General features: G+C 52.3%; 21 protein-coding genes. 15 read left to right on the top strand and 6 right to left on the bottom strand.

Going from position 1 to position 15,997, the window contains the following annotated elements:
* Positions 1-112: 112 nt before the first annotated feature.
* Positions 113-1,735, top strand: a complete 1,623-nt coding sequence (locus tag BZK42_RS17625) for an isovaleryl-CoA dehydrogenase (protein WP_080859599.1) — start codon at positions 113-115, stop codon at positions 1,733-1,735.
* Positions 1,736-1,820: 85 nt separating this feature from the next.
* Here the strand turns inward: BZK42_RS17625 and yjfN are convergent, their stop codons facing one another.
* Both yjfN and bsmA read right to left on the bottom strand, forming a co-directional pair.
* On the bottom strand, positions 1,821-2,096 hold the full coding sequence (yjfN, locus tag BZK42_RS17630) for a DUF1471 family protease activator YjfN (protein ID WP_016151420.1): 276 nt from the start codon (positions 2,094-2,096) through the stop codon (positions 1,821-1,823).
* 147 nt (positions 2,097-2,243) lie between these two features.
* Complete coding sequence (gene bsmA / locus BZK42_RS17635) at positions 2,244-2,573, bottom strand: biofilm peroxide resistance protein BsmA (RefSeq protein ID WP_080859602.1); 330 nt, start codon at positions 2,571-2,573, stop codon at positions 2,244-2,246.
* A 181-nt stretch (positions 2,574-2,754) separates the two neighbouring features.
* On the opposite strand from bsmA, the gene yjfP reads away from it, so the two are divergent.
* The gene (yjfP, locus tag BZK42_RS17640; protein WP_080859604.1) at positions 2,755-3,504 is read left to right on the top strand and encodes an esterase; all 750 of its coding nucleotides are present in this window, start codon (positions 2,755-2,757) and stop codon (positions 3,502-3,504) included.
* Here the strand turns inward: yjfP and ulaR are convergent.
* A complete protein-coding gene (gene ulaR, locus BZK42_RS17645) occupies positions 3,501-4,256 on the bottom strand; it encodes an HTH-type transcriptional regulator UlaR (RefSeq protein WP_016151423.1) in 756 nt (251 codons plus the stop codon). The two genes, yjfP and ulaR, sit on opposite strands and share 4 nt — an antisense overlap.
* Positions 4,257-4,362: 106 nt before the next feature.
* Positions 4,363-5,427 carry an L-ascorbate 6-phosphate lactonase gene (ulaG, locus tag BZK42_RS17650; RefSeq protein ID WP_080859606.1) on the bottom strand — a complete coding sequence of 355 codons (1,065 nt, stop codon included), beginning with the start codon at positions 5,425-5,427 and terminating at the stop codon, positions 4,363-4,365.
* A 367-nt stretch (positions 5,428-5,794) separates the two neighbouring features.
* Here ulaG and ulaA point away from each other — a divergent pair, with 367 nt between their 5' ends.
* From ulaA to BZK42_RS17680, 6 genes are read left to right on the top strand one after another with little or no spacing between them, the layout of a single operon-like run.
* A complete protein-coding gene (gene ulaA / locus BZK42_RS17655; protein ID WP_047358895.1) occupies positions 5,795-7,192 on the top strand; it encodes a PTS ascorbate transporter subunit IIC in 1,398 nt (465 codons plus the stop codon).
* Positions 7,193-7,207: 15 nt separating this feature from the next.
* Entirely contained in the window at positions 7,208-7,513 is a 306-nt protein-coding gene (gene ulaB / locus BZK42_RS17660) for a PTS ascorbate transporter subunit IIB (protein ID WP_016151426.1), read from the top strand.
* An 11-nt stretch (positions 7,514-7,524) separates the two neighbouring features.
* On the top strand, positions 7,525-7,992 hold the full coding sequence (gene ulaC / locus BZK42_RS17665) for a PTS ascorbate transporter subunit IIA (protein ID WP_016151427.1): 468 nt from the start codon (positions 7,525-7,527) through the stop codon (positions 7,990-7,992).
* A 12-nt stretch (positions 7,993-8,004) separates the two neighbouring features.
* Entirely contained in the window at positions 8,005-8,655 is a 651-nt protein-coding gene (gene ulaD, locus BZK42_RS17670) for a 3-keto-L-gulonate-6-phosphate decarboxylase UlaD (RefSeq protein ID WP_047358893.1), read from the top strand.
* Positions 8,656-8,664: 9 nt separating this feature from the next.
* Positions 8,665-9,519, top strand: a complete 855-nt coding sequence (locus BZK42_RS17675; protein WP_080859608.1) for an L-ribulose-5-phosphate 3-epimerase — start codon at positions 8,665-8,667, stop codon at positions 9,517-9,519.
* Positions 9,519-10,205 carry an L-ribulose-5-phosphate 4-epimerase gene (locus BZK42_RS17680; protein WP_080859610.1) on the top strand — a complete coding sequence of 229 codons (687 nt, stop codon included), beginning with the start codon at positions 9,519-9,521 and terminating at the stop codon, positions 10,203-10,205. The genes BZK42_RS17675 and BZK42_RS17680 overlap by 1 nt, the downstream gene beginning before the upstream one ends.
* Before the next feature lie 130 nt (positions 10,206-10,335).
* Here the strand turns inward: BZK42_RS17680 and yjfY are convergent, their stop codons facing one another.
* A complete protein-coding gene (yjfY, locus tag BZK42_RS17685; protein ID WP_016155520.1) occupies positions 10,336-10,611 on the bottom strand; it encodes a DUF1471 family protein YjfY in 276 nt (91 codons plus the stop codon).
* A gap of 297 nt (positions 10,612-10,908) precedes the next feature.
* Here yjfY and BZK42_RS17690 point away from each other — a divergent pair, with 297 nt between their 5' ends.
* The 6 genes from BZK42_RS17690 (at position 10,909) to BZK42_RS17715 (ending at position 14,339) form a co-directional block, all read left to right on the top strand.
* Positions 10,909-11,673: a TSUP family transporter gene (locus BZK42_RS17690; RefSeq protein WP_080859612.1), complete on the top strand. Its 765-nt coding sequence runs from the start codon at positions 10,909-10,911 to the stop codon at positions 11,671-11,673.
* 159 nt (positions 11,674-11,832) lie between these two features.
* The gene (rpsF, locus tag BZK42_RS17695) at positions 11,833-12,228 is read left to right on the top strand and encodes a 30S ribosomal protein S6 (protein ID WP_016151433.1); all 396 of its coding nucleotides are present in this window, start codon (positions 11,833-11,835) and stop codon (positions 12,226-12,228) included.
* Positions 12,229-12,234: 6 nt separating this feature from the next.
* Entirely contained in the window at positions 12,235-12,549 is a 315-nt protein-coding gene (gene priB, locus BZK42_RS17700) for a primosomal replication protein N (protein ID WP_003025674.1), read from the top strand.
* Positions 12,550-12,553: 4 nt separating this feature from the next.
* Positions 12,554-12,781, top strand: a complete 228-nt coding sequence (gene rpsR, locus BZK42_RS17705; RefSeq protein WP_000135199.1) for a 30S ribosomal protein S18 — start codon at positions 12,554-12,556, stop codon at positions 12,779-12,781.
* A gap of 41 nt (positions 12,782-12,822) precedes the next feature.
* Complete coding sequence (gene rplI / locus BZK42_RS17710; protein ID WP_003025676.1) at positions 12,823-13,272, top strand: 50S ribosomal protein L9; 450 nt, start codon at positions 12,823-12,825, stop codon at positions 13,270-13,272.
* A 143-nt stretch (positions 13,273-13,415) separates the two neighbouring features.
* Positions 13,416-14,339 (top strand): DMT family transporter, encoded by a 924-nt coding sequence (locus BZK42_RS17715; RefSeq protein ID WP_016151434.1) that lies wholly within the window; start codon positions 13,416-13,418, stop codon positions 14,337-14,339.
* A 54-nt stretch (positions 14,340-14,393) separates the two neighbouring features.
* Here BZK42_RS17715 and BZK42_RS17720 read toward each other — a convergent pair whose 3' ends face one another.
* Positions 14,394-15,044 (bottom strand): LysM-like peptidoglycan-binding domain-containing protein, encoded by a 651-nt coding sequence (locus tag BZK42_RS17720; protein ID WP_016151435.1) that lies wholly within the window; start codon positions 15,042-15,044, stop codon positions 14,394-14,396.
* 219 nt (positions 15,045-15,263) lie between these two features.
* On the opposite strand from BZK42_RS17720, the gene bamJ reads away from it, so the two are divergent.
* Positions 15,264-15,884 (top strand): BamJ family beta-barrel-assembly machinery protein, encoded by a 621-nt coding sequence (bamJ, locus tag BZK42_RS17725; protein ID WP_029139741.1) that lies wholly within the window; start codon positions 15,264-15,266, stop codon positions 15,882-15,884.
* The last annotated feature ends 113 nt before the right edge of the window (positions 15,885-15,997 follow it).

Below are 15,997 nucleotides of genomic sequence, written 5' to 3' on the forward strand. Positions count from 1 at the left end.
TCTCTTCTCTCAAGCCATCCTTCGGGATGGCTTTTTTGTGACCGTTGTCCCATGCGTGCAGCCCTCTGCCTGACCATACTTAAGGTGACGGCCATTGACGGAGGGAGACACAATGCACTGGCAAACGCATACCGTTTTTAACCAACCTGTACCGCTCAATAACAGCAACTTATATCTGTCCGATGGCGCGCTGTGTGAAGCGGTTATCCGTGAAGGCGCTGGCTGGGATAGCGATCTTCTCGCCAGTATTGGTCAGCAGCTAGGGACTGCCGAGTCGCTTGAGCTTGGCCGTCTGGCCAATGCTTTTCCACCCGAGTTGTTGCGCTACGACTCGCAGGGTCAGCGGCTGGATGATGTGCGTTTTCATCCTGCCTGGCATTTGCTGATGCAGGGATTGTGCGCCAATCGAGTACATAATCTGGCCTGGGAAGAAGACGCGAGGCAGGGAACATTTGTTGCCCGGGCGGCCCGTTTCATGCTGCATGCGCAGGTGGAAGCGGGCACGTTGTGTCCGGTTACCATGACTTTTGCCGCCACGCCGTTGTTACTTCAGATGTTACCTGCCCCCTTTCACGACTGGTTTACGCCGCTGCTAAGCGACCGTTATGACTCGCATTTACTGCCAGGAGGGCAAAAGCGTGGGTTATTGATCGGCATGGGAATGACCGAGAAGCAGGGGGGGTCAGATGTGCTGAGCAATACCACTCAGGCAGAACGTCTTACAGACGGCTCGTATCGGCTGGTGGGACATAAGTGGTTTTTCTCCGTGCCGCAAAGCGATGCCCATCTGGTGCTGGCTCAGGCAAAGGGAGGTTTATCCTGCTTTTTTGTACCGCGATTTTTACCCGACGGGCAGCGTAATGCTATTCGTCTGGAGCGGCTGAAAGATAAGTTAGGCAATCGCTCCAACGCCAGCTGCGAGGTTGAATTCCACGATGCGATTGGCTGGCTATTGGGTGAAGAAGGGGAAGGTATACGTCATATCCTGAAAATGGGTGGGATGACGCGTTTTGACTGTGCGCTCGGCAGTCATGGCATGATGCGACGTGCTTTTTCTGTCGCGATTTACCATGCGCACCAGCGACAGGTTTTTGGCAAACCATTGATTGAACAACCGATGATGCGCCAGGTATTAGGTCGGATGGCGCTCCAACTGGAAGGTCAGACGGCGTTACTGTTCCGACTGGCGCGGGCCTGGGACCGTCGCGCTGATGCCCAAGAATCTCTGTGGGCCAGGTTGTTCACACCAGCAGCGAAATTCTCTGTTTGCAAGGCCGGTATGCCGTTTGTTGCAGAGGCGATGGAAGTGCTCGGCGGGATTGGCTACTGCGAGGAGAGTGAATTGCCGCGCCTGTATCGTGAGATGCCGGTAAACAGTATCTGGGAGGGCTCTGGCAACATTATGTGCCTCGATGTATTGCGGGTGCTGACAAAACAACCCGGCATATACGATATGCTCAGCGAAGCCTTTGCTGAGGTAAAAGGGCAAGACCGACATTACGATCGAAGGGTACGTCAACTACAGCAGCGTTTACGTAAACCCAGCGAGGAGTTGGGACGGGAGATTACACAGCAGCTTTTCCTGCTCGGTTGCGGGGCGCAGATGTTGCGCTATGCCTCTCCGCCAGTGGCGCAGGCCTGGTGTCAAATGATGATCGATACGCGTGGTGGACTACGATTGTCCGAGCAGGTGCTGAACGACTTGCTCCTGCGGGCAACGGGGGGATTACGGTAATAATATGCCTGATGGCGACGCTGGCGCGCCTTATCATGCCTACATTCAATGTAGGCCGGATAAGTTTACGCCATCCGGCAATCTGTTAAGCATAGAGAATGGCCTGTACGCGCCAGTTGTCGGGCTGCTGGTCTTCGTACATCTGAATGATCCGATACCATGAGGCACCCTGTTCATCCGCTTTTAACGCGACTACTCGTTCTACATCCTGCGGATTCCCTGCAATGTTACTGACAGATATCAGGCCAATTTCGTTCAGGCCTGTAACGCAGTCAGCACTGGCGAACTCGGCAGACTGCGCCGTAGTACCTACCAGTCCGGCAGAAAGCAGCAGTGAGGATAAGGCAAGTGATTGTTTCATCGTCAGCTCCATTATTCGTACCCCTACACACGGCAGGGCATTCCATCGCGATCATAAACCTCAAGCTTCCTGCTGTTGGTTTATTGTGCACAGGTAAACGCATAGCGGCGCAAAGCAATGTAAAGCTGACTAAATTCCAACCCAATGTTATTTACGATACAAAATAGCTTGTGAATACCATTGGCCTGTCACGATGGTTTCATCCACTAATAAAACCACGTAGTAATCAGCTTTAGCCGCGACGGCTTTGTCACGGATCTCTGCCAGCGCATCATCCGGAGAGCCTCTTACCAGCGAGCTGACCGTTCCTATTCGCTGTAACCCATTACTCTGGTCACGGCGGATCTCCTGCGGGTGGTCGGCAACGGGCGGTGCGGGTTGGGGCGTTCCCTGTAGCACGCTACAGGCGCTTAAAAGCATCACCAGCAATAAAGAGGCAAACCGACGCATAACTCTATCTCGTTTCCTGATAGCCATAGTGTAGTGCCTTATTAATTTCCCTTTAGGGGAATGTTCCCGAAGTGTTATCTCTCACGCGATTTTCGAATGAAAATGTTGCGAAAGCGTAACCCAGTTCTCAACATTATGAATCATTGCCGAACACATTCGCTTGCGTTAAGTATTGCTGCATGGCATACCAGAAAAAAAGAGGCGACAAATGATCGAAATTGAAACACGACAGTTGGCTGGTATCCCTGTCTTGCACGCCGTTCCGGCTGGCAAACGCGAGTGTTCACTCCCTTGCATTATTTTCTATCACGGGTTTACATCTTCAAGTCTGGTCTATAGCTATTTTGCCGTTGCTCTGGCTCAGGCCGGATTCCGGGTTGTCATGCCAGATGCGCCCGACCATGGTGCCCGCTTCAAAGGTGATGCTCAGGAGCGAATGTTCCGCTTCTGGCATATATTGCAGCAAAACATGCAGGAGTTTACGACGTTACGTGCGGCGCTGGTGGCGGAAAATTGGCTATCAGATGAAAGACTTGCTGTTGCGGGGGCGTCGATGGGAGGCATGACGGCGTTGGGCATTATGGCCCGCCATTCCGAGGTTAAATGTGTAGCCAGCCTGATGGGTTCGGGCTATTTTACCCGTCTTGCACAGACGCTTTTTCCCCCTTTACGAGTCCAGACGCCAGAGCAGCAGGCGGAGTTCGATGCCGTTATCGCACCGCTCGCCGAATGGGACGTTACGCATCAACTACAACGCCTGGCCGACAGACCGTTGCTGTTGTGGCATGGACAGGAGGACGATGTGGTGCCCGCGGTTGAAACCTTCCGCTTACAGCAGGCGCTGATTCAGGCAGGGCTGGATAACAATTTAACCTGCCTGTGGGAAGCGGGCGTACGCCACCGCATCACGCCAGAGGCGCTGGCAGCGACGGTAACGTTTTTTCGCCAGCACCTTTAAACGCGCACGATGCTTACGCCCTGAGCTTCAAGTTGTTGCAGAATCTCAGGGTTAGCATTTTTGCCGGTAATGAGCATATCGATTTGATCGGCGCGACTGAACAGCATCCCCGCGCGTTCACCGACCTTACTGCTATCGACCAGCACCACCAGTTTACCCACTACGTTAAGCATCTTCTGCTCAGCCATCGCGGTTAGCATATCGGTTTTATACAATCCGTCCGCGGTCAACCCTTTACCGCTGGTAAACATCCAGTGTCCGGCATACAGGCTATTTTCGCTGCCTTGCGGACTAAGCGTGATGGACTGGCTTTTGTTGTATTGCCCTCCCATGATGATCACGCTGTCATGCTCCTGGTCGATCAGATAGTTCGCCAGCGGCAGATAATTGGTGATGATCTGCACCGGCTTGCCGCACATTTCACGACCAAGCAGGAAGGCGGTTGATCCGCAGTTGATCACCACGCTTTCACCCGCATTTACAAGTTGGGATGCGGCCTTGGCAATGCGAACTTTTTCATCGTGGTTCTGCGCCTGATGCAGATTCATAGGTGTCCAGCGCGGACGTTGCTGGGTAATGGCTTCTGCGCCATTGCGGACTTTCTTGAGTTTGCCGCTTTCGTCGAGTTTATTGATGTCCCGGCGTGCTGTGGCTGGTGAAATCCCCAGACGCTCAATCACGTTCTCAACGGTAACAAAGCCCAACTGCGCCAGCATATCCAGCAATATTTGATGTCTTTGTGCTTCAGTCATGAGCTATTCCGATACAAATTGATTTGAAAAGATGATATTTGAAATAGCCTGGAAATACTAAAGTAAATGGGAAAAAATGCCGGAATAGCCCGGCATTTTGTAGGGGTCACAAGAAGGATTTAAACGGCAGATCCGGTTCAATCGTGAAGCAGTCATCAAAGCCGCGCGGATAATGATATTCAAAGTTATCTTTGTCCAACGGCCAGGTGAACTTACCGCCCACCTGCCAGATAAACGGCTTAAAGCCATACTTCAGTCGATCTTTTTTCATCTCCCACAGTACGCGGATCTCCTGAGGGTCGGCCTGGAAGTTTGACCAGATGTCATGATGGAAAGGGATCACCACTTTCGTATTCAACGCTTCCGCCATGCGCAGCATGTCGGAGCTGGTCATTTTGTCCGTAATCCCGCGCGGATTCTCACCATAGGAGCCGAGCGCAACATCGATCTGGTGCTCGTTGCCATGCTTTGCGTAGTAGTTAGAGTAGTGCGAGTCTCCGCTGTGGTACAGCGTTCCGCCCGGTGTTTTGAACAGGTAGTTTACCGCACGTGCATCCATACCATCCGGCAGCACACCTGCCGCTTTTTGATCGGCAGGTAGCGTGATTAATGCCGTACGATCAAACGCGTCAAGCGCATGAATTTCAATATCTTTCACTTTCACCACATCGCTTGGTTTTACCACGATGCAGCGCTCTTTTGGCACACCCCAACCGATCCACAGATCCACACAGGTTTGCGGCCCGATAAATGGTACGTCATCGGCGCAGTTTTGCATGACGGCGGCCGCGACATTCACGTCGATGTGATCGTTATGATCGTGTGTCGCCAGCACCGCATCGATCTGTCGAATTGCAAACGGATCAAGAACAAACGGCGTGGTGCGCAGGTTTGGCTGCAGTTTCTTCACCCCAGCCATGCGTTGCATCTGGTGGCCGGTTTTCATTAGCGGGTTACCGTGACTCTGTTTACCCGTCCCGCACCAGAAATCGACGCAGATGTTCGTCCCGCCTTCCGACTTCAGCCAGATGCCGGTACAGCCAAGCCACCACATAGCGAATGTGCCCGGGGCGACCTGCTCCTGTTCGATCTCTTCATTCAGCCAACTTCCCCACTCCGGGAATGTGCTCAGGATCCATGATTCACGCGTGATGCTTTTTACTTTACTCATCGCATTTACCTTCATATTTATTCAGATTAAGTCAATTTGTGATTTGTTTTGATTGATATTGACATCATTTTTTCAAGAAGGCAATGCGTTGATTTTTGGTGTTCAGCGGGGAAATGTGAGCAAATCACAGCGTGACAGGATGGTTTACTTGAGTGTTTGTTTTGTATTTTATTGTTTTAATAGAGTTTATTTTGGAAATGATGAATTAGAAGTAAAGCCACTCCACAAGTGTGTGAATTATTTGCGTACTGCATCACATTTAATCAAATTCAATCTTGTTGTGATTACTTTTGAAAATTAGAGTGAGGGCACAACATCCTGGGCATCTGTAATGAATGTTCAGCAACTTCGTCTACTGGAGATCGTTATGGAGATCCTCTACAACATCTTTACCGTCTTTTTTAATCAGGTTATGACCAACGCGCCCTTGCTGTTGGGTATTGTGACCTGTCTTGGTTACATCCTGCTGCGTAAAAGCGTCAGCGTTATTATCAAAGGCACGATCAAAACGATTATCGGTTTTATGTTGCTGCAAGCGGGATCGGGCATTCTGACCAGCACGTTTAAACCGGTGGTGGCGAAGATGTCCGAAGTTTACGGTATCAATGGTGCGATTTCCGATACCTATGCCTCCATGATGGCAACCATCGAACGTATGGGCGATGCCTATAGTTGGGTGGGTTATGCTGTGCTGTTGGCGCTGGCGCTGAATATTTGTTACGTACTGCTACGGCGTATTACCGGCATTCGCACCATCATGCTGACCGGCCACATTATGTTCCAGCAGGCGGGCTTGATTGCCGTCTCTCTCTTCATCTTCGGTTACCCGATGTGGACCACCATCATCTGCACCGCGGTGCTGGTGTCCCTCTACTGGGGTATTACCTCCAATATGATGTACAAGCCGACGCAGGAAGTGACCGACGGCTGCGGTTTCTCCATCGGTCACCAGCAGCAGTTCGCTTCATGGATTGCCTACAAAGTCGCGCCTTATCTGGGTAAGAAAGAGGAGAGTGTTGAAGATCTGAAGCTGCCGGGCTGGCTGAATATCTTCCATGACAACATCGTTTCTACCGCGATTGTTATGACCCTCTTCTTCGGCGCGATCCTGCTCTCTTTCGGCATTGATGTGGTTCAGGCGATGGCGGGTAAAACCCACTGGACGGTCTATATTCTGCAGACCGGTTTTTCGTTTGCCGTCGCTATTTTCATCATCACTCAGGGCGTACGTATGTTCGTTGCTGAGCTTTCAGAAGCGTTCAACGGTATCTCTCAACGTCTGATCCCGGGTGCAGTGCTGGCTATCGACTGCGCGGCGATTTATAGCTTTGCGCCCAACGCGGTGGTCTGGGGCTTTATGTGGGGCACCATCGGCCAACTGATTGCGGTGGGCATCCTGGTGGGTTGCGGCTCTTCTATTCTGATTATCCCTGGCTTTATTCCGATGTTCTTCTCGAACGCGACTATCGGCGTGTTTGCTAACCACTTTGGCGGCTGGCGCGCGGCGCTCAAGATTTGCCTGGTGATGGGGATGATTGAAATCTTCGGCTGCGTCTGGGCGGTGAAGCTCACCGGGATGAGCGCCTGGATGGGCATGGCGGACTGGTCAATTCTGGCGCCGCCGATGATGCAGGGCTTTGCCTCCATCGGCATCGTGTTTATGGCCGTTATTATTCTGATTGCACTGGCTTATATGTTTTTCGCAGGACGCACCTTGCGCGCTGAGGAAGACGCAGAAAAACAACTGGCAGAACACTCTGCTTAATAAGGAGTTCCGATTATGACCGTACGTATTTTGGCTGTATGTGGCAATGGGCAGGGGAGTTCCATGATCATGAAGATGAAGGTGGATCAGTTTTTAACCCAGTCAAATATTGACCATACGGTAAACAGTTGCGCAGTAGGTGAATACAAAAGTGAACTGAGCGGCGCGGATATCATCATCGCTTCTACCCATATCGCCGGTGAGATTACCGTATCGGGCAATAAATATGTTGTTGGCGTACGCAACATGCTGTCTCCCGCCGATTTTGGACCAAAACTGCTGGAAGTGATCAACGCGCATTTCCCTCAGGACGTGAAGTAAGGAGGCGGCCTATGAAATTACGTGATTCGCTGGCAGACAATAACGCCATCCTTTTACAGGCCGAGGCCAGCTCCTGGCAGGAAGCGGTAAAGCTGAGCGTGGATCTGCTGGTTAAGGCTGATGTGGTTGAACCACGCTACTACCAGGCCATCCTCGACGGAGTCGAACAGTTCGGCCCGTATTTTGTGATTGCGCCCGGCCTGGCAATGCCGCACGGCCGTCCGGAGGAAGGAGTCAAGAAAACCGGTTTTGCGCTGGTGACGCTGAAAACACCGCTGGTGTTTAACCACGAAGATAACGACCCGGTCGACATCCTGATCACCATGGCGGCAGTAGACGCCAACACACATCAGGAAGTCGGCATCATGCAGATCGTGAATCTCTTTGACGACGAAGCCAATTTCGACCGTTTACGTGCCTGCCGTACCGCGCAGGAAGTGCTGGATTTAATTGATAACGCCACTGCGGCGGCTGTTTAAAAGGATACCAAAATGTCATTACCTATGTTGCAGGTTGCGCTGGATAACCAATCAATGTCTTCCGCCTATGAAACGACGCGTCTGATTGCCGAAGAGGTCGATATCATTGAGGTGGGCACGATTCTTTGCGTGGCTGAGGGGGTGCGCGCCGTACGCGATCTGAAGGCGCTTTATCCGCATAAAATTGTGCTGGCGGATGCCAAAATCGCCGACGCGGGTAAAATCCTCTCGCGCATGTGTTTCGAAGCCAACGCTGACTGGGTTACCGTCATCTGCTGCGCGGATATCAACACCACCAAGGGGGCGCTGGAGGTGGCGAAAGAATTTAATGGCGACGTGCAGATTGAACTGACTGGTTACTGGACCTGGGAGCAGGCGCAGGAGTGGCGTGACGCGGGCATTGGGCAAGTGGTATATCACCGCAGCCGTGACGCGCAGGCGGCGGGTGTGGCGTGGGGAGAGGCAGATATCAGCGCCATCAAACGCCTTTCTGATATGGGCTTTAAGGTCACCGTCACCGGCGGCCTGGCGCTGGAGGATCTGCCGCTGTTCCAGGGGATCCCTATCCACGTCTTTATTGCCGGACGCAGCATTCGCGATGCTGCCTCTCCGGTAGACGCTGCGCGTCAGTTCAAACGTTCCATCGCCCAACTGTGGGGATAAGGAGCGACTATGTTGTCGAAACAGGTCCCGCTCGGTATCTATGAAAAAGCGCTCCCCGGCGGGGAGTGCTGGCTGGAACGCTTGCAGCTGGCGAAGGAACTGGGCTTTGATTTTGTCGAAATATCGGTTGATGAGACCGACGATCGCCTGGCGCGTCTTGACTGGCGCCGCGAGCAGCGACTGGCGCTGGTGGCCGCTATCGCCGAGACAGGGATACGCGTACCGTCCATGTGCCTGAGCGCTCATCGTCGTTTCCCGCTTGGCAGTGAAGATGATGCGGTGCGCGAACAGGGGCTGGAGATCATGCGTAAAGCCATTCAGTTTGCGCAGGATATCGGTATTCGCGTTATTCAACTGGCGGGTTACGACGTCTATTACCAGCAGGCCAATAACGAAACGCGTCGTCGGTTTCGCGATGGGCTGAAAGAGAGCGTGGAGATGGCGAGCCGCGCGCAGGTGACGCTGGCGATGGAAATCATGGATTATCCGCTGATGAATTCGATCAGCAAGGCACTGGGTTATGCCCACTATCTCAACAATCCGTGGTTCCAGCTGTATCCCGATATTGGCAATTTGTCGGCGTGGGATAACGACGTGCAGATGGAGCTGCAGGCTGGGATGGGTCATATCGTTGCCGTACACGTGAAGGATACCAAACCCGGTGTATTCAAAAATGTGCCGTTTGGTGAAGGGGTTGTTGAGTTCGAACGTTGTTTTGCGACGCTCAAACAGAGTGGGTACTGCGGACCATACCTGATTGAGATGTGGAGTGAAACGTCGGACGACCCGGCACGTGAAGTCGCGAAGGCGCGCGACTGGGTGAGGGCGCGAATGGCCAGCGCAGGTCTGGTGGAGGCGGTGTAATGCAAAAACTTAAACAGCAGGTTTTTGAGGCCAATATGGATTTGCCGCGCTACGGGCTGGTGACGTTCACCTGGGGGAACGTCAGCGCCATTGACCGCGAGCGCGGTCTGGTGGTGATTAAGCCTAGCGGCGTCGACTACCAAACGATGCAGGTAGATGACATGGTGGTTGTGGATCTGGCCGGCAACGTAGTGGAAGGGCGCTATCGTCCTTCTTCTGATACCGCCACCCATCTGGAGCTGTATCGCCGCTATTCTTCTCTCGGCGGCGTGGTGCACACCCACTCAACCCACGCGACGGCATGGGCGCAGGCGGGTCTGGCAATTCCCTCTTTCGGCACGACGCATGCGGATTACTTCTTTGGCGATATTCCCTGCACCAGGGCGTTAACTGAAGCTGAAGTTCAGGGCGAGTATGAGCTAAATACCGGCAAGGTGATTGTCGAAACGCTGGGGGAGGTGGAACCTTTGCATACGCCTGGCGTAGTGGTGTACCAGCATGGCCCGTTTGCCTGGGGCAAGGATGCTCACGATGCGGTACATAACGCCGTGGTGATGGAGGAAGTGGCAAAAATGGCATGGATTGCGCGTGGTATTAATCCGGCTCTTAGCCCCATCGACTGTTATCTGATGAATAAGCATTTCATGCGTAAGCACGGTCCAAACGCCTATTACGGACAGAAGTAACGACTAAGTCCTGGAGCCCAATCATTCAGGGGATGTTATTGATCTGGCTGTGGGACTTTGTTGCAAAAAAAGCCCCCTGTGAAGGGGGCAAATTAAACTGCGGCAATGTTCTCGTTGGTTATTTCTGGTGCTAGCGGTAAATATCTGCACTGGCGTGCATATTTCCGTTACTACCGGGTTCCCTGGTGAGGATCACGTGGTAGTAGGTTGCGCCTTGCGCATCGGTCTCTTCATTCAGGGCCTGAGTGGCTTCACTTTCAGTGGCGAAGTTATGATTTATGTAAATGACGCCTAAGCTCTGCACATCATCCATATTCCTGGCCTGATGATTGTCAATTTTGATGGCTGCCGTTGCATTTGCACTAAGCAAAAGCATAGCCAGAAGGGTCAAAACACGGGCTCGCATATGTACCTCCTCGACTGCGGTCTCTGGTTGCCTCTCTCCTGTGAGTGATTAGCTTCTGATGTAATTTTAACCGTTACCGGCGCAGTCGATAGCGACCATTTCTGATGCAGTTGTTCAAAAAATTACCGCATGACCATCTTTTCTTTTATTAACAGGCCGCTGGTGTGTACCGCGCGGTGAAAAATACCTGTCTTTCGCGCATAAGCACTTACCAAATAGTCAATTTAATCGGGTGAGTACGCCGTTTATAGTGAGCCGGATAATTAATATAACTTTATGATAATAAGGCAAAAACTTATGGATACTTCATTCATGGATTTCAGCTACTTTGTGACCATGTTTATGGTCGCGCTGGTGGCAGGCTTTATTAACGTGGTGTCGGGCGGCGGTGGTTTTCTCTCGATTGGCGCACTGTTAATTTCTGGTTTACCCCCGGCGAATGCGCTGGCAACCAATAAAATTCAGGCGCTGGGCAGCTCGCTGACCTCCGGGATTTATTTTTTACGCCGGGGGCATATCAACGTGCAGGAGCACAAGTATGTGTTTTTATCTGCCTTTATCGGTTCTGCGATGGGAACGACGCTTATCCAGTTCATTGAACCGGAGCTGCTGAAGAAACTGCTCCCGATCCTGATTATCGCGGTCGCTATCTACTTTATTTTTGCGCCAAATCTCAGCGAACCGAAAAGAAAGCAGCAGGTATCCCTGTTTCTCTTCTCGTTGATCGGCGGGGGATTCATTGGCTTTTATGACGGCTTTCTCGGTGCCGGGGCTGGCTCCTTTTATACCCTCAGCTATATCCTGCTGTGGGGATACAGCATCGATAAGGCGCAAATTCACTCGAATTTTATTAACCTGGCGTCCAACATCGCCTCGATATTGTTCTTCATTTTTGGCGGTAAAATGATCTGGTCACTGGGGCTGGTGATGTTTGCCGGGCAGTCCCTCGGCGCACGTCTTGGCGCGACGGTCGTACTAACGCGCGGCAAGAAAGTTATCCGACCCATGATTGTCATTGTCTCCATTTGCATCAGCGTCAAAATGCTGCTGGATATGTATTAATGGCGACATGATAAATAATCGTACAATTACCTTGAGTTTAGTGGCAGGCGCCAGTATTATGACGCGTCAATTTTTCAGCCGACCTTTAACACGTTCCTTGCCTCCCCGGGCCTCGGCTGACCCAGACAGGAGGCTGAATAATCCGTAAGGAGCAATTCGATGCGTCATTACGAAATCGTTTTTATGGTCCATCCTGACCAGAGCGAACAGGTTCCGGGTATGATCGAACGCTACACTGCTGCCATCACTGGTGCAGAAGGCACGATCCACCGTCTGGAAGACTGGGGCCGCCGTCAGCTGGCTTACCCGATCAACAAACTGCACAAAGCTCACTACGTTCTGCTGAACGTTGAAGCGCCGCAGGAAGTGATCGATGAGCTGGAAACTACCTTCCGCTTCAACGATGCCGTTATCCGCAGCATGGTTATGCGTACTAAACACGCTGTTACCGAAGCATCTCCGATGGTTAAAGCGAAAGACGAGCGTCGTGAACGTCGCGATGATTTCGCTAACGAAACCGCAGATGATGCTGAAGCTGGGGATTCTGAAGAGTAATTTCTGATGACCAACCGTCTGGCGTTGTCCGGCACCGTGTGCAGGGCTCCCCTTCGAAAGGTCAGTCCATCAGGAATTCCTCATTGCCAGTTCGTGCTTGAGCATCGTTCTGTGCAGGAGGAAGCCGGGTTTCACCGGCAGGCGTGGTGCCAAATGCCCGTTATTATTAGCGGACACGAAAACCAGGCCATTACTCACAGTATAACGGTCGGTAGCGCAGTGACCGTTCAGGGGTTCATCTCTTGCCACAAGGCAAAGAACGGCCTGAGCAAAATGGTTCTGCATGCCGAGCAGATTGAATTGATAGATTCTGGAGACTAGCCATATGGCACGTTATTTCCGTCGTCGCAAGTTCTGCCGTTTCACCGCGGAAGGCGTTCAAGAGATCGACTATAAAGATATCGCTACGCTGAAAAACTACATCACCGAAAGCGGTAAGATTGTCCCAAGCCGTATCACCGGTACCCGTGCAAAATACCAGCGTCAGCTGGCTCGCGCTATCAAACGCGCTCGCTACCTGTCCCTGCTGCCGTACACTGATCGTCATCAGTAATCGGTCACGGTCCATTAATACGACTTTGAGAGGATAAGGTAATGCAAGTTATTCTGCTTGATAAAGTAGCAAACCTGGGTAGCCTGGGTGATCAGGTTAACGTTAAAGCGGGCTATGCTCGTAACTTCCTGGTACCACAGGGTAAAGCTGTTCCTGCTACCAAGAAAAACGTTGAATTTTTCGAAGCGCGTCGCGCTGAGCTGGAAGCTAAACTGGCTGACGTTCTGTCCGCTGCTGAAGCTCGTGCTGAGAAAATCAACGCACTGGAAACCGTAACCATCGCGTCTAAAGCTGGCGACGAAGGTAAACTGTTCGGTTCCATCGGTACTCGCGACATCGCTGACGCTGTAACTGCAGCTGGCGTTGAAGTAGCTAAGAGCGAAGTTCGTCTGCCGAACGGCGTTCTGCGTACCACTGGTGAGCACGAAGTGAGCTTCCAGGTTCACAGCGAAGTGTTTGCTAAGCTGACTGTAAACGTAGTTGCAGAATAAGTTTTTATTCTGATTACCGCGTAAAAGCGCCGGCCTTGTGTCGGCGTTTTGCTTTTCTGTTCCCTCCGCTTTTCGCTCTGGCTATTCTTTATCCTTTTCGGGATAATCATAAAAATAAAACATTATTTTAAAATGGTGATGGAATGGAACCAACGCACCAACCTCTGTTTGCGCGTAAAAATGTTGTCTACCTGAGCGCAGCGTTCTGCTGTCTGCTGTGGGGGAGCGCCTATCCGGCGATCAAAAGCGGATATGAGATCTTCCAGATTGCCACGGATGACATTCCCTCAAAAATTGTCTTTGCCGGCTATCGCTTCCTGTTTGCTGGATTATTGCTGCTATTGCTGGCGGTGGCGCAGCGTAAACCGATTGGCCGGTTAAGCCCGCGTCAGTACGGTCAGCTCACGCTGTTGGGACTGACGCAAACCTCGCTGCAATACATCTTCTTCTATATTGGCCTGGCGTTCACGACGGGGGTGAAAGGGTCGATCATGAACGCGACCGGCACCTTCTTCAGCGTGCTTCTGGCCCATTTTATCTATCAGAACGACAAGCTGAGCTACAACAAAGTGCTGGGCTGTATCCTGGGCTTTACCGGCGTAATGGTGGTGAACTTTAGCAGCGGACTGGATTTTAACTTCAGCCTGTTAGGGGACGGTTCAGTGGTGATGGCGGCCTTTATTCTTTCTGCCGCCACGTTATACGGTAAACGCATTTCTCAGACGGTAGACCCGACGGTAATGACAGGATATCAGTTGGGTGTCGGCGGTCTGGCGCTGGTTATCGGCGGCTACGCTTTTGGTGGCACGCTGACCGTACACGGCGCGTCTTCAGTGGCGATTCTGGGCTACCTGACATTACTCTCTTCGGTCGCTTTTGCGTTGTGGAGTATTCTGCTCAAGCATAACCGCGTGGGGATGATTGCGCCGTTTAACTTCCTGATCCCGGTTTCGGGGGCGGTTCTGTCGGCGATATTCCTCGGCGAAAACATTCTCGAATGGAAATATGCGCTGGCGCTGGTGCTGGTCTGTTCCGGGATCTGGTGGGTGAACAAGGTGAAGCGCTGACGCTTCACCTTGATATCTGATGCGCTGTGTTTATCAGGTCTACAGGTGTGCCGGTTAACGGGCGCGAATAAAACTGCCGTTAGGTTGTCGAGTAAACAGTACCTGCTGACCATTACCGGTATCAATGGTTAATCCCGTTACCACGCCGTTGGCATTCTGCCTGATTTGTACCATCTGGCCGTCTTTCAGGTTGCTCAGCGGTTTTCCGGCACCTTCAACCTGCGCCATTGCGTATACATCGGTTGGCGGGAGGTTATGGTCGCGGAATACCTGCGCCAGTGTTTTGCCCGAGTCTACGCGATAGGAGCGCCACTGTTGCTCAATTCCACTATCCTGTTGGAAAGGTTGCGTCTGCGGCTGAGATTGCTGAGCCTGCGGCTGCGCGTCTGGTTCTCCTTCCTGGATTGGCTCAGGCGCAAGCGGAGCGACCTGGCCCGGATCGTTTTGCGGGGCGACCAACTGTGCCTGCAGTTGAGCTTCGGTCGGCGGCTGCGACTGTGACTGTAAATCCAGCTGGGCAGTACGCGTAACCACAGGGGCATCGCTGGTGTCACTGGAGGGCAGCAGGAAGCCTATCACCAGCACGATAGCAGCAATTATAATGCCGCGTCGGTGCATAGGCGGTAGCGGATCCATAATGCGAAAATTGTCCGGTGCATGCCAGATTTTCGCCAGGGTTGGTTTTAATTCAAAGCGCCCGGGCATGGCTTTCCTCCTGCTCCGCGTCTCGTTCCTCGATCATAGAGTATAGATGGCTAATGCTATGATGTTCGTCATATTACCCGCTTTCGTGACGTCAACGCGGGGTATTCCTATTGTTTATGTTTCCTCGCGATTTGTCATCTGTTCCCGAGACAAAGTTTTACCGGATGCGGCATGGCTGATATGCTGCCCGCTACTTTACATCCGATGAAAGGAAATATGATGGCTAACCCGACTTTTGACACTATCGAAGCGCAAGCAAGCTACGGCATTGGTTTGCAGGTAGGACAACAGCTGAGTGAATCCGGACTGGAAGGACTGTTGCCTGAAGCGCTGGTAGCGGGTATCGCTGACGCGCTGGAAGGTAAGCACCCGGCAGTGCCGGTTGATGTTGTGCATCGCGCACTGCGTGAAATCCACGAACGCGCTGATGCAGTTCGTCGCGAGCGTTTCCAGGCTATGGCGGCTGATGGCGTCAAATATCTGGAAGAAAACCGTGAGAAAGACGGTGTGAACAGCACTGAATCCGGTTTGCAGTTCCGTGTGCTGACTCAGGGCGAAGGTGCTATTCCAGCGCGTACTGACCGCGTTCGCGTGCACTACACCGGTAAACTGATCGACGGTACCGTGTTTGACAGCTCTGTCGCACGCGGCGAACCGGCTGAATTCCCGGTTAACGGCGTGATCCCTGGCTGGATTGAAGCGCTGACCCTGATGCCGGTAGGTTCCAAATGGGAACTGACTATTCCTCAGGAACTGGCTTACGGCGAGCGTGGCGCTGGTGCGTCCATTCCTCCGTTCAGCACGCTGGTGTTCGACGTTGAGCTGCTTGAGATCCTGTAAGCAGTGACTTCTGTTCCCTCCGAGGCCGGGGGGAACAAAAAAATAGCGTGAAAAGCTATAGTTACGTGGTTGTCGATATTTTATTTTGCAAATGCCTCGTTAGCGTGTATTTT

Source organism: Citrobacter braakii (assembly GCF_002075345.1).
Lineage (GTDB): Bacteria > Pseudomonadota > Gammaproteobacteria > Enterobacterales > Enterobacteriaceae > Citrobacter > Citrobacter braakii.